General features: G+C 66.8%; 21 protein-coding genes and 1 pseudogene. 7 read left to right on the plus strand and 15 right to left on the minus strand.

Going from position 1 to position 21030, the window contains the following annotated elements; genetic code table 11:
• Window positions 1-5 precede the first annotated feature (5 nt).
• The 9 genes and pseudogenes from AC0IZS_RS01540 to AC0IZS_RS01580 form a co-directional block, all read right to left on the minus strand.
• Window positions 6-509, minus strand: a complete 504-nt coding sequence (locus tag AC0IZS_RS01540; RefSeq protein ID WP_471634033.1) for a hypothetical protein — start codon at window positions 507-509, stop codon at window positions 6-8.
• Window positions 510-619: 110 nt separating this feature from the next.
• Window positions 620-1864, minus strand: coding sequence for a beta-ketoacyl-ACP synthase II (gene fabF / locus AC0IZS_RS01545; protein ID WP_471634034.1), 1245 nt, complete (start codon window positions 1862-1864; stop codon window positions 620-622).
• Between the two features lie 48 nt (window positions 1865-1912).
• The gene (acpP, locus tag AC0IZS_RS01550; RefSeq protein WP_003058049.1) at window positions 1913-2152 is read right to left on the minus strand and encodes an acyl carrier protein; all 240 of its coding nucleotides are present in this window, start codon (window positions 2150-2152) and stop codon (window positions 1913-1915) included.
• A 103-nt stretch (window positions 2153-2255) separates the two neighbouring features.
• Window positions 2256-3002 (minus strand): 3-oxoacyl-ACP reductase FabG, encoded by a 747-nt coding sequence (gene fabG, locus AC0IZS_RS01555; protein WP_471634035.1) that lies wholly within the window; start codon window positions 3000-3002, stop codon window positions 2256-2258.
• Window positions 2999-3949 (minus strand): ACP S-malonyltransferase, encoded by a 951-nt coding sequence (fabD, locus tag AC0IZS_RS01560; RefSeq protein WP_471634036.1) that lies wholly within the window; start codon window positions 3947-3949, stop codon window positions 2999-3001. Before fabD ends, fabG begins: the two co-directional genes overlap by 4 nt.
• A 55-nt stretch (window positions 3950-4004) precedes the next feature.
• Entirely contained in the window at window positions 4005-4982 is a 978-nt protein-coding gene (locus tag AC0IZS_RS01565) for a beta-ketoacyl-ACP synthase III (protein WP_471634037.1), read from the minus strand.
• Window positions 4982-6035, minus strand: a pseudogene (gene plsX / locus AC0IZS_RS01570) (phosphate acyltransferase PlsX). The gene AC0IZS_RS01565 and the pseudogene plsX overlap by 1 nt, the downstream one beginning before the upstream one ends.
• 108 nt (window positions 6036-6143) lie before the next feature.
• Window positions 6144-6326 carry a 50S ribosomal protein L32 gene (gene rpmF / locus AC0IZS_RS01575; RefSeq protein WP_005794249.1) on the minus strand — a complete coding sequence of 61 codons (183 nt, stop codon included), beginning with the start codon at window positions 6324-6326 and terminating at the stop codon, window positions 6144-6146.
• Between the two features lie 98 nt (window positions 6327-6424).
• Window positions 6425-6976 carry a YceD family protein gene (locus AC0IZS_RS01580; RefSeq protein WP_471634038.1) on the minus strand — a complete coding sequence of 184 codons (552 nt, stop codon included), beginning with the start codon at window positions 6974-6976 and terminating at the stop codon, window positions 6425-6427.
• 25 nt (window positions 6977-7001) lie between these two features.
• Between AC0IZS_RS01580 and AC0IZS_RS01585 the strand changes: the two genes are divergently transcribed.
• From AC0IZS_RS01585 to AC0IZS_RS01595, 3 genes are read left to right on the plus strand one after another with little or no spacing between them, the layout of a single operon-like run.
• Entirely contained in the window at window positions 7002-7601 is a 600-nt protein-coding gene (locus tag AC0IZS_RS01585; RefSeq protein WP_471634039.1) for a Maf family nucleotide pyrophosphatase, read from the plus strand.
• A complete protein-coding gene (locus tag AC0IZS_RS01590; protein WP_471634040.1) occupies window positions 7598-8413 on the plus strand; it encodes an SAM-dependent methyltransferase in 816 nt (271 codons plus the stop codon). The genes AC0IZS_RS01585 and AC0IZS_RS01590 overlap by 4 nt, the downstream gene beginning before the upstream one ends.
• Before the next feature lie 14 nt (window positions 8414-8427).
• Entirely contained in the window at window positions 8428-9612 is a 1185-nt protein-coding gene (locus tag AC0IZS_RS01595; RefSeq protein ID WP_471634041.1) for a toxin-antitoxin system YwqK family antitoxin, read from the plus strand.
• Here AC0IZS_RS01595 and AC0IZS_RS01600 read toward each other — a convergent pair whose 3' ends face one another.
• The 4 genes from AC0IZS_RS01600 to AC0IZS_RS01615 all read right to left on the minus strand — a co-directional run bounded on the left by AC0IZS_RS01600 (window position 9613) and on the right by AC0IZS_RS01615 (window position 12837).
• A complete protein-coding gene (locus tag AC0IZS_RS01600) occupies window positions 9613-10653 on the minus strand; it encodes a S49 family peptidase (RefSeq protein ID WP_471634042.1) in 1041 nt (346 codons plus the stop codon).
• A 76-nt stretch (window positions 10654-10729) separates the two neighbouring features.
• Complete coding sequence (locus tag AC0IZS_RS01605) at window positions 10730-11107, minus strand: Rieske (2Fe-2S) protein (protein ID WP_471634043.1); 378 nt, start codon at window positions 11105-11107, stop codon at window positions 10730-10732.
• A 35-nt stretch (window positions 11108-11142) separates the two neighbouring features.
• Window positions 11143-11814, minus strand: coding sequence for an HAD family hydrolase (locus AC0IZS_RS01610; RefSeq protein ID WP_471634044.1), 672 nt, complete (start codon window positions 11812-11814; stop codon window positions 11143-11145).
• Window positions 11815-11826: 12 nt separating this feature from the next.
• Window positions 11827-12837 carry an RluA family pseudouridine synthase gene (locus AC0IZS_RS01615; RefSeq protein WP_471634045.1) on the minus strand — a complete coding sequence of 337 codons (1011 nt, stop codon included), beginning with the start codon at window positions 12835-12837 and terminating at the stop codon, window positions 11827-11829.
• Between the two features lie 585 nt (window positions 12838-13422).
• Here AC0IZS_RS01615 and AC0IZS_RS01620 point away from each other — a divergent pair.
• From AC0IZS_RS01620 to queF, 4 genes are all read left to right on the plus strand, one after another.
• The gene (locus AC0IZS_RS01620) at window positions 13423-16620 is read left to right on the plus strand and encodes an Rne/Rng family ribonuclease (RefSeq protein ID WP_471634046.1); all 3198 of its coding nucleotides are present in this window, start codon (window positions 13423-13425) and stop codon (window positions 16618-16620) included.
• Between the two features lie 152 nt (window positions 16621-16772).
• Window positions 16773-17552 (plus strand): peroxide stress protein YaaA, encoded by a 780-nt coding sequence (yaaA, locus tag AC0IZS_RS01625; RefSeq protein ID WP_471634047.1) that lies wholly within the window; start codon window positions 16773-16775, stop codon window positions 17550-17552.
• A gap of 8 nt (window positions 17553-17560) precedes the next feature.
• Entirely contained in the window at window positions 17561-18457 is an 897-nt protein-coding gene (locus AC0IZS_RS01630) for a 2OG-Fe(II) oxygenase (protein ID WP_322596639.1), read from the plus strand.
• A 35-nt stretch (window positions 18458-18492) separates the two neighbouring features.
• Window positions 18493-19344 (plus strand): NADPH-dependent 7-cyano-7-deazaguanine reductase QueF, encoded by an 852-nt coding sequence (gene queF / locus AC0IZS_RS01635; RefSeq protein ID WP_471634048.1) that lies wholly within the window; start codon window positions 18493-18495, stop codon window positions 19342-19344.
• 55 nt (window positions 19345-19399) lie between these two features.
• Here queF and AC0IZS_RS01640 read toward each other — a convergent pair whose 3' ends face one another.
• Window positions 19400-19675, minus strand: a complete 276-nt coding sequence (locus tag AC0IZS_RS01640) for a hypothetical protein (RefSeq protein WP_471634049.1) — start codon at window positions 19673-19675, stop codon at window positions 19400-19402.
• Window positions 19676-19749: 74 nt separating this feature from the next.
• Window positions 19750-21018, minus strand: a complete 1269-nt coding sequence (locus AC0IZS_RS01645) for a Y-family DNA polymerase (RefSeq protein ID WP_471634050.1) — start codon at window positions 21016-21018, stop codon at window positions 19750-19752.
• Between the last annotated feature and the right edge of the window lie 12 nt (window positions 21019-21030).

Here is a 21030-nt window from a genome sequence, read left to right on the forward strand (position 1 = left end):
TGGTTTCACGCCTGTCGGCTGTGGATCGGCGCGAACTCTCGGGCAATCACAACGCCCATTGCGGCGCGCGAATATACCGCACGGCGCAGATCGGGCCATCGCTCGGGCTGCTGGCGGCTCTCCAGCCACAGCCAGATGCGCCCCCGCCCTGCCGCGGCATGGACACAGACCCACAGGTGGTCTTGCAGATCCCACTGCACTTCGGGGGCTCCCCGCAGCGGCATCGGCGCGTGTCCCGCACGGAGGCTGTCCAGCCGCCATTGCTGGCCATCCCATTGCAGCTCCCCGCAAAACTGGCTGCACCACCAATGCAAGGCGCCTGCGGCCGCCGCCAGCCATGCAGCGGCACCGGCAACGGCACAAGCCGCTTCCAGGTCCGTACCCAGCAGCCACCAGGCCAGCAGCCCAGCCGCACCGGTCAGGGCAATGGCGGCCAGCACGCCGCCCACGGCGCGGCTGCGCCGCACCGGAAAGCGCACGGCAGGAGCCTGGCGCGCCGCGGAATTCATGGAGGAAAAGGGCAATGCAGAGACATCATCGCCCCGCAGTTTGCCGCAAACCGCATGCCAGCGCGCGCCATGGCTGCGCAACACACGCCAGGCGTGCAGGCAAAGGCCGCTCAGACCCGCTTGAACACCAGGGAGCCGTTGGTCCCGCCAAAGCCGAAGTTGTTCTTGAGTGCATAGTCCATCTTCAGATCACGGGCCGTGTTGGCACAGTAATCGAGATCGCACTCGGGGTCCTGGTTGAACAGGTTGATGGTCGGCGGCACCTTCTGGTGGTGCAGCGCCAGCACGGTGAACACGCTTTCGATCCCGCCCGCGCCACCCAGCAGGTGGCCCGTCATCGACTTGGTGGAACTGACCACCGTCTTGTAGGCGGCATCGCCCAGCGCCGCCTTGATGGCATTGGTCTCGTTGAGGTCACCCAAGGGCGTAGAGGTACCGTGCGCGTTCAGATAGCCCACATCGTCGGGGTTGATACCGGCGTTGCGCATGGCGCTGATCATGGCGCGGCGCGGGCCATCCATGTTCGGGGCGGTCATGTGGCCGGCATCGGCACTCATGCCGAAGCCGCTGAGCTCGGCATAGATCCTGGCGCCACGGGCCTTGGCGTGCTCGTATTCTTCGAGCACCAGCACGCCCGCGCCTTCGCCCAGCACGAAGCCGTCGCGGTCCTTGTCCCAGGGACGTGATGCCGTCTTAGGGTCGTCGTTGCGGGTAGACAGGGCACGCATCGCGGCAAAGCCACCGATGCCCAGGGGCGACACCGTGGATTCCGTGCCACCGGCAATCACGACGTCGGCATCGCCGTACTCGATCATGCGGCCACCCTCGCCAATGCAGTGCAGACCCGTCGTGCAGGCCGTCACCACCGCCAGGTTCGGGCCCTTGAAGCCAAAACGCATGGACACGTGGCCCGCCACCATGTTGATGATGGATGCTGGCACGAAGAACGGCGTGATGCGCCGTGGTCCGCGGTTGGTCAGCTCGGCATGGGTGTCCTCGATCAGCGGCAGGCCGCCGATCCCGGATCCGATCACGCAGGCGATGCGCGTGGCGAACTCGTCGTCCAGCGCCTCTCCGGTGGGCAGCCCCGCATCCTGTATGGCCTGCGCTGCCGCGACAATGCCGAAATGGATGAAGGTGTCCATCGCGCGCGCGTCCTTGGCGCTGATGTACGACTCCAGGTCAAGCCCCTTGACCTCCCCTGCAATCTTGCAGGCAAAGTTCGACGCATCGAACTTGGTGATGAGGTCAATGCCGGAGTTTCCGGCGAGGACATTGGCCCAGGCATCGGCCACCGTGTTTCCCACGGGGCTGACGCAACCCAGGCCGGTCACGACAACGCGACGACGGCTCATGCGTAAAAACCTTCTGCTGATCGCTCAAGTCAGGCGCAGTGCGCCGGCTCAGGCCTTCTGGTGGGTGTTGGCGTAATCGATGGCGTTTTGCACCGTCGTGATCTTCTCGGCGTCTTCGTCAGGGATCTCGATGCCGAACTCGTCTTCCAAGGCCATCACCAGTTCCACCGTGTCGAGCGAGTCGGCACCGAGGTCTGCCACGAAGGCCTTTTCATTGGTGACTTGGGACTCTTCCACACCGAGTTGTTCGGCAATGATTTTTTTGACGCGTGCTTCGATATCGCTCATGGTTTCCCTCTGGGGGTTGTGAATGAATCCGCGATTCTAGCCGCTTAAGGAGAAGCCCCTCAGCAGCCCGCCGTCCGGATGAACCGGCGTTATCTTTCAACAATTACATGTACATGCCGCCATTGACATGCAACTCCTGCCCGGTCACATAGCCCGCCTCGCGTGAAGCGAGGTAGGCGACCGCGTGTGCGATGTCCGAAGGCTTGCCCAGATGGCCCAAAGCGATCTGCGTTTGCAGGGCTTTTTGCTGCTCTTCGGGCAGGCCGGCGGTCATGTCGGTCTCGATGAATCCAGGGGCTACGCAGTTCACCGTGATGCTGCGGCTGCCCAGTTCACGCGCCAGTGCGCGCGTCATACCGGCCACACCGGCCTTCGCGGCAGCGTAGTTGGCCTGGCCTGGGTTGCCCGATGCACCGACCACGCTGGTGATGCTGATGATGCGCCCGAAACGCTGCTTCATCATGGGACGGATGGCGGCGCGGCTCACGCGGAAGACCGCCTTGAGATTGGTGTCCAGCACGGCATCCCAGTCGTCGTCCTTCATGCGCATGGCCAGCGTATCGCGCGTGATGCCGGCGTTGTTCACCAGCACGTGCAGACCACCCTGCTGCTTGACGATGGCGTCGATGGTGGCCTCGATGGCTGCACCGTCGTTCACGTTGAGGTTGACCCCCTTGCTGCCCGGGTAGGCCGCCAGGGCCGCAGAGATGCGCGCCGCACCCTCGTCGGTGGTGGCCGTACCGACCACCTGGTAGCCACGCACGGCCAGTTCCAATGCAATCGCCGCACCGATGCCACGCGATGCGCCGGTGACCAGGGCCACCTGGATGGGTTGAACAGATTCCGTCATGCCAGCAACTCCCGTGCTTCGGCCAGCGAGGCCGTGTCAAATACTGCCGCACCGACCAGCTCGGGGTCGATGCGCTTGGTCAGGCCCGCCAGCACCTTGCCGGGGCCGCACTCCACGATGTGCGTCACGCCGCGCGCCTTGAGCGCCTGCACGCACTCCACCCAGCGCACCGCGCCAAAGGCCTGGCGCACCAGGGCATCACGGATCGCATCGGCATCGCTGTGTACTGCCACATCCACGTTGTTGACCACGGGAATGGCGGGTGCCGCCAGCGCCACGCTGGCCAGCGCCTCGCGCAGCTTGTCGGCTGCGGGTTTCATCAGGCTCGAATGGAAGGGCGCCGACACCGGCAGCAGCAGCGCGCGCTTGGCGCCACCGGCCTTGAGCACCTCACAGGCCTTGTCCACCGCAGCCTTGGTGCCAGCGATCACGGTCTGGATCGGGTCGTTGAAATTCACGGCCTCCACCACCTCGGCGCTGCCCGCACCAAAGGTGGCCGCCGCCTCGGCGCAACCGGCGATGACCCTGGAAGCCTCCATGCCCAGAATGGCGGCCATGGCGCCGGTGCCCACGGGCACGGCCTCCTGCATGGCGGCAGCACGCAAGCGCACCAGGGGCGCCGCCTGCGACAGCGTCAGCACACCCGCGGCGACCAGTGCCGAGTACTCGCCCAGCGAGTGCCCGGCAAGGGCCACCGGCAGAGCACCACCTTCGGCACGCCACACGCGCCATGCCGCCACACCGGCGGCCAGCATCACGGGCTGGGTGTTGGTGGTCAGCGCCAGCGCCTCCTTGGGGCCTTCCTTGATCAGGAGGGCAATGTCCTCGCCCAGCGCATCCGAGGCTTCGCGCAGGGCCTCGGCCACAGCGGGGTGGTCACCCCAGCCGTCGAGCATGCCGACCGACTGCGAGCCCTGCCCGGGAAAAACAAATGCAAATGACTTCATGCCAGCACAGATAAAAGAAAGGAATCGGGTTATGCAGGCCGCGCGAGGCGGCAGGCTACAGCTTCAGGAGCACGGCGCCCCAGGTGAATCCGCCGCCAACGCCTTCGAGCAGCAGCGTTTCACCCTTCTTGACCTGCCCGCTGCGCACACCGTGGTCGAGCGCCAGCGGAATGGAGGCCGCCGAGGTATTGCCGTGCTGGTCCACCGTGACCACCACCTTGTCCATCGGCAGCTTGAGCTTGCGTGCCGTGCCCTGCATGATGCGGATGTTGGCCTGGTGGGGAATCAGCCAGTCCACGTCGGCCTCGGTCAGGCCGGCCTTGGCCAGCACCGCGTGGGCCGCCTTTTCCAGCACCCCCACGGCCAGCCGGAACACCGCCTGCCCATCCATCTTGAGCACCGGGTCGCCAAGCACCTGGCCACCCGAGACATTGCCCGGCACGCACAGGATGCCGACATGCTTGCCATCGGCATGCAGGTCGCTCGACAGGATGCCCGGGGTATCGGACGCCTCCAGCACGACGGCCCCGGCGCCGTCACCGAACAGCACGCAGGTGGTGCGGTCCTTGAAATCGAGGATGCGGCTGAACACCTCGGCACCGATCACCAGCGCACGGTTGGCAGCGCCGGTCTGGATCATGGCATCGGCCACGGCCAATGCATAGACGAAGCCGCTGCACACGGCCTGCACATCGAAGGCCGGGCAGCCGTTGGCCCCCAGCTTGTTCTGCAAAATGCAGGCCACCGAGGGAAACACCATGTCCGGCGTGGACGTGGCAACGATGATCAGGTCGATGTCCTGCGCCTGCAGGCCAGCAGCCGAGAGGGCATTGCGCGCCGCTTCGAGGCCCAGATCGCTGGCCGCCACATCGGGGGCTGCAAAATGCCGCGCCCGGATTCCCGTGCGCTCGACGATCCATTCGTCCGAAGTTTCGATGCCATCACGGGCCAGCTCGGCCACCAGGTCGGCATTCGTGAGCCGGCGCGGTGGCAGATAGCTGCCAGTGCCGGTGATGCGGGAATAGCGTCTCATTAATGTGTCGTCGCCGCTGCAGGCCGGGGCTGGGCATCGGCAGGGGCCAGGAGCGGCGCCGCATGCGCAATCCGGGCCCGGACACGGTCGAGCAGGTTGTTGCGGGCTGCATCATACGCCCGGTTCAGGGCCTGCTCGAAGGCCATGGCATCGGCCGAACCATGGCTCTTGAACACCAGTCCGCGCAGCCCGAGCAGGGCCGCGCCGTTGTAGCGCCGGTAGTCCATGCGGGTCATCAGGGCTTTTAGCACCGGATAAGCGACGATAGCGGCAGCTTTGGTGAAGATGTTTCGGGAAAACTCATTTTTGAGCCCTCCGATCACCATGGCGGCGACCCCTTCGCTGGCCTTGAGCGCCACGTTACCGACAAATCCGTCACAGACCACGATGTCCACCGTGCCCTTGAAGATGTCATTGCCTTCGACGTTGCCGTAGAAATTGAGATCGCCCGCTTCCGCCGCAGATCGCAGCAGTTCACCCGCTTTTTTGATGACTTCGCTGCCTTTGATGATCTCTTCACCAATATTGAGCAAACCCACGGTGGGCTCTCCGCCATCATCGCGCAGGGCCGACACCAGGGCCGAACCCATCACCGCGAACTGCAGCAGGTGCTCTGCCGAGCAATCCACATTGGCCCCCAGGTCCAGCACCGTGGTGGCGCGGCCCTGGTTGTTGGGCAACTGGGTGGCAATGGCAGGCCGGTCGATGCCGTCGAGGGTTTTGAGCAGGTAGCGCGCAATGGCCATCAGGGCGCCGGTATTGCCGGCAGAGACGGCTGCTGCCGCAGTGCCATCCTTGACCTGCTGAATGGCCACGCGCATGGAAGAGTCTTTTTTGCGGCGCAGGGCCACTTCGACCGGATCATCCATCGCCACCACCTCGGTGGCGGGGACGATGGTGGCGCGGTCATGGGAAAAATCCTTCAGGCTGTCCGCCAGGCCGACCAGCAGCAAGCGGGCATCCGGGTGATTGCCAAGGAACTGACGGCACGCCGCGAGCGTGACGCGGGGGCCGGTGATCGCCCCCCATGCAGTCAACAGCCAGTGTGATCATGGGCGACTTGTCCGGCCAACAGCGCAGGCCGGAAGATGGATACAACGGTCAAAACAAAGGCCCGCGCTACAAAGTCAGTAGCAACGGGCCTTTGAGGGGTACTGAAGATCAGGCTTCAGACTTGTTTTTGAGCACTTGGCGGCCACGGTAGAAACCGTTGGGGCTGATGTGGTGGCGCAGATGGGTTTCGCCCGTGGTGGGTTCCACTGCAATGCCTGGCACATTCAGGGCATTGTGCGAACGGTGCATACCGCGCTTGGAAGGGGACTTTTTGTTTTGCTGAACGGCCATGATGGCTCCTGGTCTTAAATAGGTTGGTAAATACGCGATGGGCCCATAGAAGACACGAGGGGATTCGCGCGAAGCCCTCGATTATAGCCCAAATGAATTCAGTGCTTCTTGTTGTCTTTTTTAAGGCCGGCAAGGGCAGCAAAGGGATTGGGCTTGTCGGCGCTCGCCGCCTCAAAGTCATCGTCCGTTGATGCCAGCGGCACAGCTGTCGGGCACTCGTCATGCTTGGGCACCACGGGCAGCGCCATGAGCAACTCGTCCTCGATCAACTCGTGCAGGTCGAACTCGCGGGTCATTGCCAGCAAGTCCTCTTCGCTCTCGTCGTCCAGGGCCTCGGCCGTGGCCTCGTCAGCCACGAAACGGAAGGCGCGGTCCACTTCCAGCGGCACGTCCACGGGCGTGAGGCAGCGCTGGCATTCCATCGGGAAGGTGGCGCGCACCTTGAGCACCAGCCACACCTGGCCTGCGCCGCCGAGTGCCGTGCGCACTTCCCCCTGCGCCTGCCAGTCCACCAGCAGGTCGGGGTGGAGTCCCCGGGCCTCCTGGGCCAGGCGCTCATACTTCAAAAGGGAATCATGGCCGGCCAGGCGCGCGCCGGCCAAGGCGAAGGCCTTGACGTCGAGCCGGTCCACTGAGAATTCCTTGGTCATGGCGGCAGTGTAAGAGAATCGGCGAATGCATCAATCCCCTGCCCCGCAACGCCCTGTGGTATTGGGCTCCACCTCCCGCTACCGCCGCGAACTGCTCTCGCGCCTGAACCTGCCTTTCGAGGTCGCCTCGCCCGACGTGGACGAAACCCCCAACCCGGGCGAAGCCCCGCGCGATCTGGCCCTGCGCCTGGCCCTGGCCAAGGCCCGGGCCGTGGCCCGCCTTCACCCCGAAGCCTTGGTCATCGGCTCCGACCAGGTGGCGGACCTGGCCGGCCAACCACTGGGCAAGCCCGGCACCCACGAGCGCGCCGTACAGCAACTGCGCCAGATGCGCGGGCAAACCGTGATTTTCCAGACCGCCGTGGCCACCGTGTGCCAGGCCAGCGGCTTCGAGCAGGTGGACATCGCCCCCGTGGAAGTGCGCTTTCGCGACCTGTCGGACGAGGAGATCGAGCGCTACTTGCGCGCCGAGCAGCCCTACGACTGCGCCGGCAGCGCCAAGAGCGAAGGCCTGGGCATCGCCCTGCTGGACGCCATCCACAGCGACGACCCCACGGCCCTCATCGGCCTGCCGCTGATCCGCACCTGCCGCATGCTGCGCGCCGCCGGGGTGGTCCTGCCATGAGCACCCGCCCCGCCACGCCCACGGATGCACCGTCCGGCGCCGCCGCCAGCGGCACGCTGTACCTGGTGCCCGCCCCGCTCGATTTCGGCTGCGATGTGGAAATCCCGCTGCAGGAGGCCCTGCCCGCCGGCACCCTGCAGCAGGCCGCGCAGCTCACCCACTGGATCTGCGAGAACGCCAAGAGCACCCGCGCCTACTTGAAGCGCATCGATGCCCTGCACCCACTGGCAACGCCCCTGCAGCAGCAACAGATCACCGAGCTACCACGCGAGGTACACAAGAAAGGCGACCACGGAGACAAGGGCTCGGCCCACTTCGATGCCAGGCCCCTGCTGGCACCCGCCCTCGCCGGCCACGCGATGGGCCTGGTCAGCGAGGCCGGCATGCCAGCCGTGGCCGACCCGGGATCGTCCGTGGTGCGCGCCGCGCACGACCTGGGCATTCCCGTGGTGCCACTGGTCGGCCCCGTCTCGCTGCTGTTGGCCCTGGCCGCCAGCGGCCTGAACGGCCAGAGCTTTGCCTTTGCCGGCTACCTGCCGCAGGACGGGCAGGAACGCACGCAACGCATCCGCGAGCTCGAAGCTCTGGCCCTCAAGACCGGCCAGACCCAGCTGTTCATCGAGACGCCCTACCGCAACCCCGCGCTCTGGCAGGCCCTGGTGCAGGCCCTGCAGCCCCACACCCGCCTGGCAATGGCCAGCGGCCTGACGCTGCCCAGCGCGCAGATCCGCAGCCAGCTCGTGCGCCAGTGGCGCGCCCAGCCCCTGGTCCCCAGCAACCGCACACCCATCGTGTTCGCACTGGGCCGCTGAGCCTTTTTCACGCCATGCGACGCCTCCCCGCCCTCCTGCTGCTGACCCTGGGCACCTGCGCTACGGGTGCGAACGCCATCATCCGCTGCGAATTCAACGGCAAGAGCGTCAACCCATCCAACGGCGCCGAAACTGCGGGACTGACCGGCTTGCTGCGCTGCCGCGACGAGAGCACCGGCCAGCTGCAGCGCGAGCAGGAGCTCAAGGACGGCAAGTACTTGGGCCGGGAGCGATTTTTCGACCGCGAAGGCAAGCTCACGCGCGAGCGCAGCGTGAACGAGCGCGGCAACAGCCAAGGCCGCGTGGCCGAGTTCTGGTCCAACGGCCAGCTCAAGCGCGAGGAATTCGCGGAGAACGGGAGCACGGTCGGGGCGGTGCGCCGCTTCGACGCGAATGGGCGACCCGAGCGCCTGTCCTTCCATGCCGCAGGACAGGAGCAATTCGTCATCGAATACAACGCCGCTGGCCAGCCCACGCGGCTGCAATGCCCACGCGCCAGCGTCCTGCCCGAAGACCGCAAGCCCTGCGGCTTCGAGGGCGCCACCGACACCTCGCTCTACACCGGCTCGGGTGCCAAGGCCGGCCAGGTGCGCTACGACCAGGGCCGGCTGCTGCTGTCCACCGACTGGACGAACGATGGTGTGGTGGCGCAGCAGATGCTCTACGAGGAAGGCCGGCGCGTGCACCGCAGCTTTTTCACCGAGGGCGGCAAGAGTGTGCTGCGCGAGGAGCGCATCTTTGCACCCGATGAGCCACAGCGCTTTCTGCGCGACACACGCGGGCCGCTGCACAGCCTGCGCCGCTTCGGCAGCACCGGCCAGTTGATCGAGCAGCGCGGGTACGCCCAGGGGCGGGAGGTGCTGCTCGAGCGCTGGTACCTCAACGGGGCGGCACGCGAACGCTCGACGATGACCGGCACCGGGGAGTCCGCCCGCATCCAGCGCGAACTGCGCGACGACGAAGGCCGGCTCACGCGCCGGGAGCTGCTCACCGCCGAGCAGTTCCCCATCGGTGCGCAGCAGCAGTTCCATGCCAATGGCCGCATGGCCCAGGAAGACCGCTACACAGCGCCCGATGCCCGGGGCCGCACCCGGCTGGAGGCGCGCAGGCAGTGGGACGAGTCAGGCAAGCTGGTGGCCGACGACACCATCCTCGAAGACGGATCGCGCCAGCGCAAGGCTGGCGCAATCGACTCCTGATCAGCGCAGCTGCGGCCCGGCGGACATCATCGCCTTGGCCGCGCCGATGCCCATGGCCGCGCCGAAACGTTTGGCCAGGCGCTCGGCCACGTTGTCGCGGCGGGTGTAGTCGATGATCTCCTCGGCCTTGACCACCTCGCGTGCCACGAAGTCGAGGTTGCCGAGCTTGTCGGCCAGACCCATCTCCACGGCCTGCTGGCCGGTCCAGAACAGGCCGCTGAAGGTTTCGGGCGTGACCTTGAGCCGGTCACCGCGACCCGCCTTCACCACGCCGATGAACTGCTGGTGGATCTGGTTGAGCATGGCCTGCGCGTATTCGCGCTGCTTTTCGGTCTGGGGGCTAAAGGGATCGAGGAAGCCCTTGTTTTCGCCTGCCGTGAGCAGGCGGCGCTCCACGCCGAGCTTTTCCATGATGCCGGTGAAACCAAAGCCGTCCATGAGCACGCCGATGCTGCCCACGATGCTGGCCTTGTCCACGAAGATCTCGTCGGCCGCCGCCGCGATGTAGTAGGCGGCCGAGGCACAGGTCTCCTCGACCACGGCATACACCGGCTTGTTGTACTTGGCTTTCAGGCGAACGATCTCGTCATTGATGATGCCGGCCTGCACCGGGCTGCCGCCCGGCGAGTTGATCAGCAGCACCACGGCCTGCGAGCCCTCGTCCTCGAAGGCACTGCGCATGGCCGCCACCACGAACTCGGCACTGGCCTCGGCACCCGAGGCGATTTCACCCTTGATGTCCACCACCGCCGTGTGCGGCGTGCTCTTGCTTGCGCCGGTCGATGCCTGGCGCATGGCGCCAAAGGCCAGCGCCACGATCAGGAACAGCCAGGCAAAGCGGAAAAAAATCTTCCAGCGGCGGGCCGAGCGCTGCTCGCTGAGGGCCGCAAAAGCCAGCTTCTCCAGCGTGGCCCGCTCCCAGCCGGGCTCCTGCACGGCCGCGCGGGCGCCAGCGGGCGTGGCCGACTGCGACCACAGGTCCTGCGATGGGGGGAAATTCTTGTCGGAACCCGGGGTTCCAGGCTGTTGGGGATCGGTCATTTCAGGCCTTTTGAGACACCGTGCAATCCATGGCGGGCATGGATGCGGGAAAACAGGGCGCGCCCGCGCGGTTCATCTAGAACTCGACGGGCTGCAGGTTGTACGCAGTATGCCAGCGCACAACGCCATCGGACTCCGACAGGGCTATCTTCACCAGGCCGCCCCGGCAAGGCCCGCCCGCGCACTGGCCCGTATCGGGCAGGTAGGCCGCGCCATGCGTGGCGCACAGCAGCCAGTTGCCCGAATCGTCGAAAAATCGATCGGGCTGGTAATCCATCTCCATCGCCACATGCGTGCAGCGGTTGAGGTAGGCATGCGGCGCCCCGCGGTAGCGGATGGCAAAGGCCCGGCAGGTCTGGCCTGCATAGGTCACGTCAAATGGCACCGCAAGCCCGCCGTCCGCCAGGTCGGCGCTGTTGCACAGGGCAATGGGGGTGGATTCGGCAGGGGTCATGGCAGGACAGCGGCGGCGGCGGGGAGGGGTACAGATCAGCCGTTGGCCAGCAGCCAGTCGTGCAGTTCGCGCACGGAGTGCGCCACCGCCAGCGGCTGCAGCACGTGGAAGGCGTCGGGCTCATGGGCGCCGTAGCTCACGCCCACGCTGGCGCAGCCGGCGTTCAGCGCCATCTGCAGGTCGTGCGTGGTGTCGCCGACCATCAGGACACGCTCGGGCAGCACGTCGAACTCGGCCATCAACTCCTGCAGCATCAGTGGGTGGGGCTTGCCGGCCGTCTGGTCGGCGGTGCGCGAACCATCGAACACGCCCTTGAGGTCCTTGGAGTGCAGCACATCGTCCAGTCCACGCCGGCTCTTGCCGGTGGCCACCGTGAGCAGATGCCCGGCATCGCGCAGGTCGGCCAGCATGGGCAGCACGCCCTCGAAGAGGCTCAGGTCATCCTGGTGCTGCAGATAGTGGAAACGGTAGCGGTTGGCCAGCTCAGGGTACTTTTCGGGCGGCACGTCGGGCGCGGCATGGGCCAGCGCCTGCATCAGGGCCATGCCGATCACGTACGAGGCCGCCTGGTCCGTGGGCACGGTGCCGCCCACGTCCTTCACGGCCGCCTGGATGCAGCGCACGATGATCTGCGTGGAGTCGAACAGGGTGCCATCCCAGTCAAAGGCAATCAGGTCGAAACGGCGGGGACGGGGCGTGGGACGCATGGGACAAGGCACTCAGGCAGAGGGAACGAAATCGGCCAGCTCGGGCGGCAGTTGGGCATTGAGCGCCACGCGCTCACCACTGGCCGGGTGGTTGAACTGTAACCGCCACGCGTGCAGGAACATGCGCCGCATGCCCAGCTTCTGCAAGCGTTTGTTCAACTCGAAATCGCCGTACTTGTCGTCGCCGACGATGGCATGCCCCTGGCTGGCCAGATGCACCCGGATCTGGTGCGTGCGCCCGGTCTTGATGGTCACCTCCAGCAGCGTCATGGCCGGCAGGCCTTTTTCCTGGCGCGCCGGCACGGCCTGGCGCACCTTGACCAGGGTGATGGAGCGCATGCCGTCAGGGTCGTCGGCCGTGGTCACGCGCACCCGGCGTTCGCCGTCGGCCTGCAAATACTTGTGCAGCGGCAGGTCGATGACCTTGTTGCTGGCGGTCCACACCCCGGTGACCAGCGCCAGGTAGATCTTGCCGGTTTCGCGCTCGCGGAACTGGTCCTGCAGGTGGGTGAGCGCCGAGCGCTTCTTGGCCACCAGCAAAATGCCCGAGGTGTCCCGGTCCAGCCGGTGCACCAGCTCCAGGAACTTCGCGGCGGGTCGCGCCTGGCGCAACTGCTCGATCACGCCAAAGCTCACCCCGCTGCCGCCATGCACGGCCACGCCCGCGGGCTTGTCGATTGCGATCACGTGCTCGTCTTCGAGCAGGATGGGGAATTCGCGCGCGGGCGCAGGCCGCTCGGCCTTCTCGGCCACCTTGTCGGAGATGCGCACGGGCGGCAGGCGCACCAGATCGCCCGCTTCCACGCGGGTATCGGCGCTGGCGCGGCCCTTGTTGATGCGCACCTCGCCGCTGCGGATGATGCGGTAGACATGCGTCTTGGGCACGCCCTTGAGGTGGCGTATCAAAAAGTTATCGAGGCGCTGGCCTGCAGAGTCCTCATCGACCTCGACGAGCCGGGCGGCGGGAGGGTTGGAAGCCGGGGCGGGGCCGGACGGCGGTTTGCCCCCTATAATGTGTTTCACCTGCGCGTTGCTGTGTAAGTGGTTGATTTGTCTGGAGTTTAGTCCACACGACCGCCACACGGGCGCAGGCAGGTCGATGCCAGCGGGTGTCGCCCACGCAGATTGCAGGCCAGATGCCTGCAATGGCCTGGGTGCCAGCCGGCGGGCTGACAGATTGAAACACTGATACGGAATCCCCCAAGCTGGCAGATGCGCCCCACCAGGGCAAGGTCTGCCAGCGGATCGAAGCGAGCATGTGGTTGTTGATGGCTTGGATTGTGACCTTGTGGCGGTGGCGCATGCCCCTGGCCATGCGCGCGCAATTGCCTGCAACAACCGTCCGGCCAGCGCAACCAGCCACCTTGTTCGTGGCAAAACTGCGCCTCTCCCACTCGCCCCCTTCCATGCGCCCCTGCCTTTCGCTGCCGCGCTAACGCGCGGCAGGCTTTCGGCATCCCCGGCAATTCCCTTCGTTTCGATGCGTCAGTCCAGGCATTCACAGCTCCTGTAGAGCTTGTTCATTGTTTTGGAACTGCGGGTGGCAGCCCGCTGCAGCTGTGTTGGCTGCGCCGCTGCCCTCCGCGAAACACAAGAAGGAATCGCATCATGAAGCGGATGCTCATCAACGCCACGCAGCCCGAAGAACGGCGCCTGGCCATCGTCGACGGACAAAAGCTCCTCGACTACGAGATCGAGATCGAGGGGCGCGAGCAGCGCAAGGGCAACATCTACAAGGCCGTCGTCACGCGCGTCGAGCCTTCGCTGGAAGCCTGCTTCGTCGACTACGGCGAAGACCGCCACGGCTTCCTGCCGTTCAAGGAAATCTCGCGCAGCTATTTCGCCCCGGGCGTCTCGCCCAGCCAGGCGCGCATCAATGAAGTGATCCGCGAAGGCCAGGAACTGCTGGTCCAGGTCGAGAAGGAAGAACGCGGCAACAAGGGCGCGGCCCTGACCACCTTTGTCTCGCTGGCTGGCCGCTACGTGGTGCTGATGCCCAACAACCCCCGTGGTGGTGGCGTTTCGCGCCGCATCGAGGGCGAGGACCGTGCCGAGCTCAAGGAGGCGATGGACCAGCTCGAATACCCGAACGGCATGTCCATCATCGCGCGCACCGCCGGCATCGGCCGCACCGCGCCCGAGCTGCAGTGGGACCTGAACTACCTGCTCAAGCTGTGGAACGCCATCGACGGCGCCGCCAAGGGCGGAAAGGGCGCCTTCCTGATCTACCAGGAATCGAGCCTCGTCATCCGCGCCATCCGCGACTACTTCAACAACGACATCGGTGACATCCTCATCGATACCGACGACATCTACGAACAGGCGCAGCAGTTCATGGCGCACGTCATGCCCGAGCATGCCGCCCGCGTGAAGCGCTACCGCGACGACGCCGCCCTGTTCAGCCGCTTCCAGATCGAGCACCAGATCGAGTCGGCCTACGCCCGCACCGTGCAACTGCCCTCGGGCGGCGCCATCGTGATCGACCACACCGAAGCGCTGGTCAGCGTGGACGTGAACTCGGCCCGCGCCATCAAGGGCGGTGACATCGAGGAAACCGCCACCCGCACCAACCTGGAAGCCGCCGACGAAGTGGCGCGCCAGATGCGCCTGCGCGACCTGGGCGGCCTGATCGTGATCGACTTCATCGACATGGAGGAGAGCAAGAACCGCCGCGAAGTGGAAAACCGCCTGCGCGACGCGCTGCGCCAGGACCGCGCCCGCGTGCAGTTCGGCACCATCAGCAAGTTCGGCCTCATGGAGATGAGCCGCCAGCGCCTCAAGCCCGCGCTGTCCGAAGGTTCGTCCATCCCCTGCCCGCGCTGCGGTGGCTCGGGCCACATCCGCGACACCGAATCCTCGGCGCTGCAGATCCTGCGCATCATCCAGGAAGAGTCGATGAAGGACAACACGGCCGCCGTACACTGCCAGGTGCCGGTGGAAGTGGCCTCGTTCCTGCTCAACGAAAAGCGCACCGAGATCGCCAAGATCGAACTCAAGCAGCGCGTGGCCGTGCTGATGGTTCCCAACAAGACGCTGGAAACCCCCAACTACCGCCTGGAACGCCTGAAGCACGACGACCCGCGCCTGGACCACATCGAAGCCAGCTACAAGCTCGCCGAAGAAGTGGAAGACCCCACGGCCGTGACACGCCGCTCGCAGGAGCCCACCAACAAGCAGACCCCGGTGATCAAGGGCGTGCTGCCCGACGCACCGGCACCCCAGGTCGAACCCCGCCCCGAAGGCGCGGCCCGCCCACCGCGCACCGGCCAGGGCCAACGCCCTGCCGCCACGCCAGCTGCTGCAGCCCCCACGCCCGCACCGGCACCCGCTGCGGCCCCGGCCGCGCCCCAGGAGCAAGGCATCCTGGCCTTCATCAAGGGCTTCTTTGGCTTCGGTGACAAGCCAGCAGCGCCTGCCCCAGTGGCCGCCCCAGCCCCGGCAGCCGCACCCGCAGCGGAAACCACTGCCCGCGAACCACGCCGTGATGGCCGCGGCGAAGGCCGTGGCGGACGCCGCAGCAACCGCGACGCACCCGGCCGCAGCGATGGCCAGCGCGAAGGCGCAGGCCGTGACGGTGGCAACCGCGAAGGCGCCGCAGAAGGCCGTGGCCGCCGCGGCGAACGCCCGGCCGAAGGCCGCGCACCGCGCGACGCCGAAGGCCAGGGCAATCGTCCGCCGCGCGAAGGCGGCGAACGCCGCCCCGAGGGCGAAGGCCGCGAGGGCCGTGAAGGACGCGGCGGCCGCAATGGCCGTGGCCGCAACGATGGCGAAGGCCGCAACCAGGCCAACGGCACCGCCCTGAATGGCGAGCAGGCAGTTGCTGTGGCAGGCGCCCAGGTGGAAGGCCCGATCGGCAGTGGCGCCGACGCCGCCGCCGGCCATGCTCCCCGTGGCGAACGCAGCGAGCGCGGCCCCCGCCGCGAACGCGGCGACGGCTCCGGCCGCCGCGAGCGTGGTGAACGCGGCGAGCGTGCGCCCCGCAACGCCGAGGGCACGGAAGCCACGGCACCGGCAGGCGACTTTGCCGATACCTCGCCGCTGGCACTGCTGCCCGACCTGGACCTGACCGGCAATGAGTCGGCCAACGCCGCTGCGGGCAGCGAAGAGCAGCGCCGCGAGCGCCGCTCGCGCGACCGCTATGGCCGTGACCGCCGCGAACGTGGCGAGCGCGGTCCACGCGACAACGCCGAGGCAGCAGCCGCACCTGCAGCGCCTCTGCTGGACTTCGATACCTCGTCGGTTCCGGCCCCAACAACGGCCGAGCCCCAGGACGAAGCGCCACGCCGCAGCTACTTCAACGCACCGGCACCCACCGCCGCGCAAGGCACGGCACCTGTGGCAGCCCCCGTCCAGGACAGCGCGCCAGCCCCCGTGGCTGTGGCTCCCGTGGCGCCTGCCCCGGTTGCCCCTGCCTCGGTCGTGCCGGCAGTTGCACCCGTCGTCGCAGCCCCCGCACCCGTGGCGCCCGCACCTGTGGCCCCGGCCCCTGTCGCAGCAGCACCCGTCGCGGCTGCGCCGGCACCGGTCGCAGCCCCGGCAGCGGGCCTGCCGCGTGTGCAGGCCTTCACCCTGCCGCTCGGCGAGTTGCAGCAAGTCGCCGAGTCGTCGGGCCTGCAGTGGGTGAACTCCGATGCCGCAAAGATCGCCGCCGTGCAGGCCGCGATCGCGGCAGAGCCCAAGCCCATCCACGTGCCGCGCGAGCGTCCGCCCGTGGTGGTGGCCGACGAGGGCCCGCTGGTGCTGGTGGAAACCCGCCGCGACCTCTCGGCGATGAAGCTCCCGTTCGAGCAGCCACCTGCCGCCTGATGCGGTGAGCGCACAAGAAGGCGGCCTCGGCCGCCTTCTTGCTTTTGGGCCGCGCGTTTGCGCTGGCGCGCGGCCGATGCCGGTATCCTTGCGGCCACGGCCTCCGAGCCCCACCTTCCTTCTGTTCGACCTCGACGAACCACCACGCCACCATGCTGTTCCTGCTGTCTCCCGCCAAGTCGCTGGACTATGAAACCCCGCTGCCTCCGGACCTGCCGCACACGCTGCCGCAGTTCGTGCCAGAGGCCACGACACTGATCAAGGTGCTGCGCGAAAAGTCGCACCAGGACATTGCCACGCTGATGTCGCTGAGCGACCCGCTCGCGGCCCTGAACGTGGCGCGCTACCAGGCCTGGAAGCCGCGCTTCACTGCCAGCAACTCGCGCCAGGCCCTGCTGGCCTTCAATGGCGATGTCTATGAAGGCCTCAATGCGCGCTCGCTGGGCAGCGAAGACCTGCAATGGGCACAAGACCATGTGTGCATCCTGAGCGGCCTGTACGGCATGCTGCGCCCGCTCGACCGGATGCAGCCCTACCGCCTGGAGATGGGCACACGCCTGGCCACCGATGCCGGCAGCAACCTTTACCAATACTGGGGCAGCCGCATCTCGGAGCACCTGAACAAGCGATTGCGAGCGGACACCACGCCGGTGGTGGTGAACCTCGCCTCGCAGGAATACTTCAAGGCCGTGGACACCAAGGCCCTCAAGGCGCGCGTGGTGGAGTGCGTCTTCGAGGACTGGAAGGGCGGCGTCTACAAGATCATCAGCTTCCACGCCAAGCGCGCGCGCGGGCTCATGGCGCGCTACGCCGTGAGCCACCGCCTGGCGACCCCGCACGGCCTTCAGGGCTTTGACCTGGAAGGCTACACTTTTGCTCCCGCCGCCTCCGACCCCGAGCGCCTGGTATTCCGGCGCAAGACCAACGTGTGAGATCTGCCATGGCATCGTCTTCCGAACAGTCGCCGTCCACCGCCACCACCACCGCAGCACGCCAGGCGATCACGCCCGAGTTGCGCCGCTGGATCATCGAACAGGCCGAGGCCGGCTTCGCCGCCCCCGTGGTGCTGCAGTCCATGCGCGATGCCGGCTGGAACGAGGACACAGCCGCCGAGGCGCTGGAAATCACGCTGCAGGACCACCTCAACGCGCTGGCCGAACAGCAGGGCCAGCCGCCCGCCGTGAAGGTGCCCGAGCCGCCCCTGGACGAATCGCCGGCCCAGATCGATGCCGGCGACCGCGCAGTGAACATCCTGCTGTCCATGGCCAAGCCGCGCATCGTGGTCTTCGGCAACCTGCTCTCCCCCGAGGAATGCGATGCCCTGATCGCGGCGGCTGAGCCGCGCATGGCGCGCTCGCTCACGGTGGCCACCAAGACCGGCGGCGAAGAGGTCAACGACGACCGCACCAGCGACGGCATGTTCTTCCAGCGCGGCGAGAACCCGGTGGTGCAACGCATCGAGGAGCGCATCGCCCGCCTGCTGGACTGGCCCATCGAGAACGGCGAGGGCCTGCAGGTACTGCACTACCGCCCCGGTGCCGAGTACAAGCCGCACTACGACTACTTCGACCCGGGCGAGCCAGGCACGCCCACCATCTTGAAGCGCGGCGGGCAGCGCGTGGGCACGCTCGTGATGTACCTCAATACGCCCGAAAAGGGCGGCGGCACCACCTTCCCCGACGTGCATGTCGAAGTGGGGCCGCAGCGCGGCAATGCCGTGTTCTTCAGCTACGAACGCGCCCACCCCTCCACCCGCACGCTGCATGGCGGCGCACCCGTGATTGCCGGTGAGAAGTGGATCGCCACCAAGTGGCTGCGCGAGCGCGAATTCAAGTGAAGCGGTACCACCACCCAGAAGGACCAGGGACCCCCATGAACGACAACACCCCCGAACAATCCCAGTTGGGCAAGACCTCTGCCTATGTGGACCAGTACGATGCCTCGCTGCTGTTCCCCATCCCGCGCGCGGGCAAGCGCGCCGAGATCGGCATCACCGCAGCCCCGCCCTTTTTTGGCGCCGACCTGTGGACGGCGTTCGAACTGTCGTGGCTCAACCAGCGCGGCAAGCCGCAGGTGGCCCTGGTACACATCACCATCCCCTGCGAGACACCGAACATCGTCGAGAGCAAGTCCTTCAAGCTCTACCTGAACAGCTTCAACAACACGCGCTTTGCCGATGCCTCCGAGGTGCAGGCGCGCATCCGTACCGATGTGAGCGAGGCCGTCTGGCGCGGTGCCGAGCACCCGGCCACGGTGGGCGTGCGGCTGCTGCTGCCGGAGCTGTTCGACCAGGAACCCGTACACGAACTCGACGGCCTGAGCCTGGACCGCCTGGACGTGGAGTGTACGAAGTACCAGCCCGCACCCGAACTGCTGCACGCCGTCCATGACGAGCCCGCCATCACCGAAGTGCTCACCAGCAACTTGCTCAAGAGCAACTGCCTGGTGACAGGCCAGCCCGACTGGGGCAGCGTGCAGATCCGCTACACGGGCGCCCCCATCGACCAGGAAGGGCTGCTGCAGTACCTGGTGAGCTTTCGCAACCACAACGAGTTCCACGAGCAGTGCGTGGAGCGCATCTTCATGGATCTGTGGACGCGCTGCAAGCCGCTCAAGCTCACGGTCTACGCGCGCTACACACGCCGCGGCGGCCTGGACATCAACCCGCTGCGCACCAGCCACCCGCAGGCCCTGCCGGGCAACGTGCGCACGGCGCGGCAGTGAGAATCAGCCCACGATCTCGCAGGGGATCGTGAACAGGTTCCAAGGCCTGGGGGATTCAGGAGGGACCGATTTGCTTGCCCAGCCAGTCGCATCGCAATTGGTGCAGGCGGTGCGCACGGGTGCGCCACGCCACATACAGGCTGGGCAACAGGGTCCCGGCAAAACACAAGGGCATGGCCCAGGCCTCGCCAAAGGCACAGGCGGGCAGCCAGCCCACCCAGCCCATGAGCCAGAGCGTGAGCACCAGATCCCACAGGTGGTATTCCAGCGGGTGCTCCACCCGGTGTTCCACATGCCATTGCTTGATGCGCTGGAGCTCGTTGAGCGTCATGACCATCTCCCGCCAGAGGAATGATCAGTGTAAGTTTGACGTAAGACTTCGTCAAGCCCCCCGTCCGTCGGCCCTCAGAACAGCGGTCGGGTGTGCGGGTCGGCCTCGCGCACCCGGGGGGCGCGTGGTTCGGGCGGGCCGTCGGGCACCTCGCCCTCGCGCTCCAGCGTGCCCACGCGCACGCCCAGCAGGCGCAGCTTGCGGTCCAGCGGCACCCGCTTGAGGCACAGGCCGGCCGTGCGGCGGATGGTGCCCGCGTCCTGGGTGTAGCGGTCCACTGTCTGGTCGCGCGTGGCGATCTTGAAGTCGTCGTAGCGCAGCTTGATGCCGATGGTCTTGCCCACGTAGCCCTTGCGCTGCAGGTCGGCAGCCACGCGCTCGCACAGGTCGGTGAAGATGCGGCCGAGCTCGGCCTTGTCGCGCACGGCATGCAGATCGCGGTCGAAGGTCGTCTCGCGGCTCATGCTCACGGGCTCGCTCTCGGTGACCACGGGACTGTCGTCGCGGCCCCAGGCCACGCGGTGCATCCAGGCGCCGCTCGACTTGCCGAAGCGCTCGATCAGCCACTGCGGGTCCTGCGAAGCCAGTTGGCCAATGGTCTGTATGCCCAGAGACGCGAGCTTCTCGCCCGCCTTGGGGCCGATGCCATTGATCTTGCGCACGTTGAGCGGCCAGATCTTCGTCTCAAGCTCGTTCTCATAGACGATGGAGATGCCATTGGGCTTGTTGAACTCGCTGGCCATCTTGGCCAAGAGCCGGTTGGGCGCCACGCCGATGGAGCAGGTCAGCCCCGTCACGTCGAAGATGCTTTTCTGGATCAGCCGCGCCAGCACCCGGCCCCCTTCGCGCTGGCCACCGGGCACATCGGTGAAGTCGATGTAGACCTCGTCCACCCCCCGGTCCTGCATCACGGGCGCGATGTCGGTGATGGTGCTCTTGAACAGGCGCGAGAAGCGGCGCACCTCGTCGAAATCGACGGGCAGCACGATGGCCTGGGGGCAGAGTTTGGCCGCCTTCATCATGCCCATGGCCGAGCCCACACCGAACTGCCGCGCCGCGTAGGTCGCCGTCGTGATGACGCCGCGGCCCACATAGTCCTTGAGCAGGGGAAAGTCGGCCACCGGGATGAAATGCGGCTCGCGCAGGCCCGTGCCGTCAGGGGTCTGGTGCAGCAGTTCGTCCACCTTGCGCCGCCCGCCGCCGATGACCACGGCCAGGCCCTTGAGCTGCGGGTAGCGCAGCAGCTCCACGGATGCGAAGAAGGCATCCATGTCCAGGTGCGCGATGCGGCGCAGGCGCGGCGCGGAAGGCCCGTCGGGCGGAGGGGAGGTCACGGCCTCCATTGTGCGCAAAAG

The sequence above is a fragment of the Acidovorax sp. AC410 genome (assembly GCF_979253235.1).

Bases quoted from the DNA above. Each gene is read 5' to 3' on its own strand.
- AC0IZS_RS01590 (WP_471634040.1), top strand. From the start codon at position 7,598: ATGAGCACCCGCCCCGCCACGCCCACGGATGCACCGTCCGGCGCCGCC.
- AC0IZS_RS01645 (WP_471634050.1), bottom strand. From the start codon at position 21,018: ATGGAGGCCGTGACCTCCCCTCCGCCCGACGGGCCTTCCGCGCCGCGC.
- AC0IZS_RS01620 (WP_471634046.1), top strand. From the start codon at position 13,423: ATGAAGCGGATGCTCATCAACGCCACGCAGCCCGAAGAACGGCGCCTG.
- fabG (WP_471634035.1), bottom strand. From the start codon at position 3,002: ATGACGGAATCTGTTCAACCCATCCAGGTGGCCCTGGTCACCGGCGCA.
- AC0IZS_RS01540 (WP_471634033.1), bottom strand. From the start codon at position 509: ATGAATTCCGCGGCGCGCCAGGCTCCTGCCGTGCGCTTTCCGGTGCGG.
- AC0IZS_RS01585 (WP_471634039.1), top strand. From the start codon at position 7,002: ATGCATCAATCCCCTGCCCCGCAACGCCCTGTGGTATTGGGCTCCACC.
- acpP (WP_003058049.1), bottom strand. From the start codon at position 2,152: ATGAGCGATATCGAAGCACGCGTCAAAAAAATCATTGCCGAACAACTC.
- yaaA (WP_471634047.1), top strand. From the start codon at position 16,773: ATGCTGTTCCTGCTGTCTCCCGCCAAGTCGCTGGACTATGAAACCCCG.
- AC0IZS_RS01610 (WP_471634044.1), bottom strand. From the start codon at position 11,814: ATGCGTCCCACGCCCCGTCCCCGCCGTTTCGACCTGATTGCCTTTGAC.
- rpmF (WP_005794249.1), bottom strand. From the start codon at position 6,326: ATGGCCGTTCAGCAAAACAAAAAGTCCCCTTCCAAGCGCGGTATGCAC.
- AC0IZS_RS01630 (WP_322596639.1), top strand. From the start codon at position 17,561: ATGGCATCGTCTTCCGAACAGTCGCCGTCCACCGCCACCACCACCGCA.
- AC0IZS_RS01600 (WP_471634042.1), bottom strand. From the start codon at position 10,653: ATGACCGATCCCCAACAGCCTGGAACCCCGGGTTCCGACAAGAATTTC.
- fabF (WP_471634034.1), bottom strand. From the start codon at position 1,864: ATGAGCCGTCGTCGCGTTGTCGTGACCGGCCTGGGTTGCGTCAGCCCC.
- AC0IZS_RS01605 (WP_471634043.1), bottom strand. From the start codon at position 11,107: ATGACCCCTGCCGAATCCACCCCCATTGCCCTGTGCAACAGCGCCGAC.
- fabD (WP_471634036.1), bottom strand. From the start codon at position 3,949: ATGAAGTCATTTGCATTTGTTTTTCCCGGGCAGGGCTCGCAGTCGGTC.
- AC0IZS_RS01565 (WP_471634037.1), bottom strand. From the start codon at position 4,982: ATGAGACGCTATTCCCGCATCACCGGCACTGGCAGCTATCTGCCACCG.
- AC0IZS_RS01595 (WP_471634041.1), top strand. From the start codon at position 8,428: ATGCGACGCCTCCCCGCCCTCCTGCTGCTGACCCTGGGCACCTGCGCT.
- AC0IZS_RS01580 (WP_471634038.1), bottom strand. From the start codon at position 6,976: ATGACCAAGGAATTCTCAGTGGACCGGCTCGACGTCAAGGCCTTCGCC.
- queF (WP_471634048.1), top strand. From the start codon at position 18,493: ATGAACGACAACACCCCCGAACAATCCCAGTTGGGCAAGACCTCTGCC.
- AC0IZS_RS01640 (WP_471634049.1), bottom strand. From the start codon at position 19,675: ATGACGCTCAACGAGCTCCAGCGCATCAAGCAATGGCATGTGGAACAC.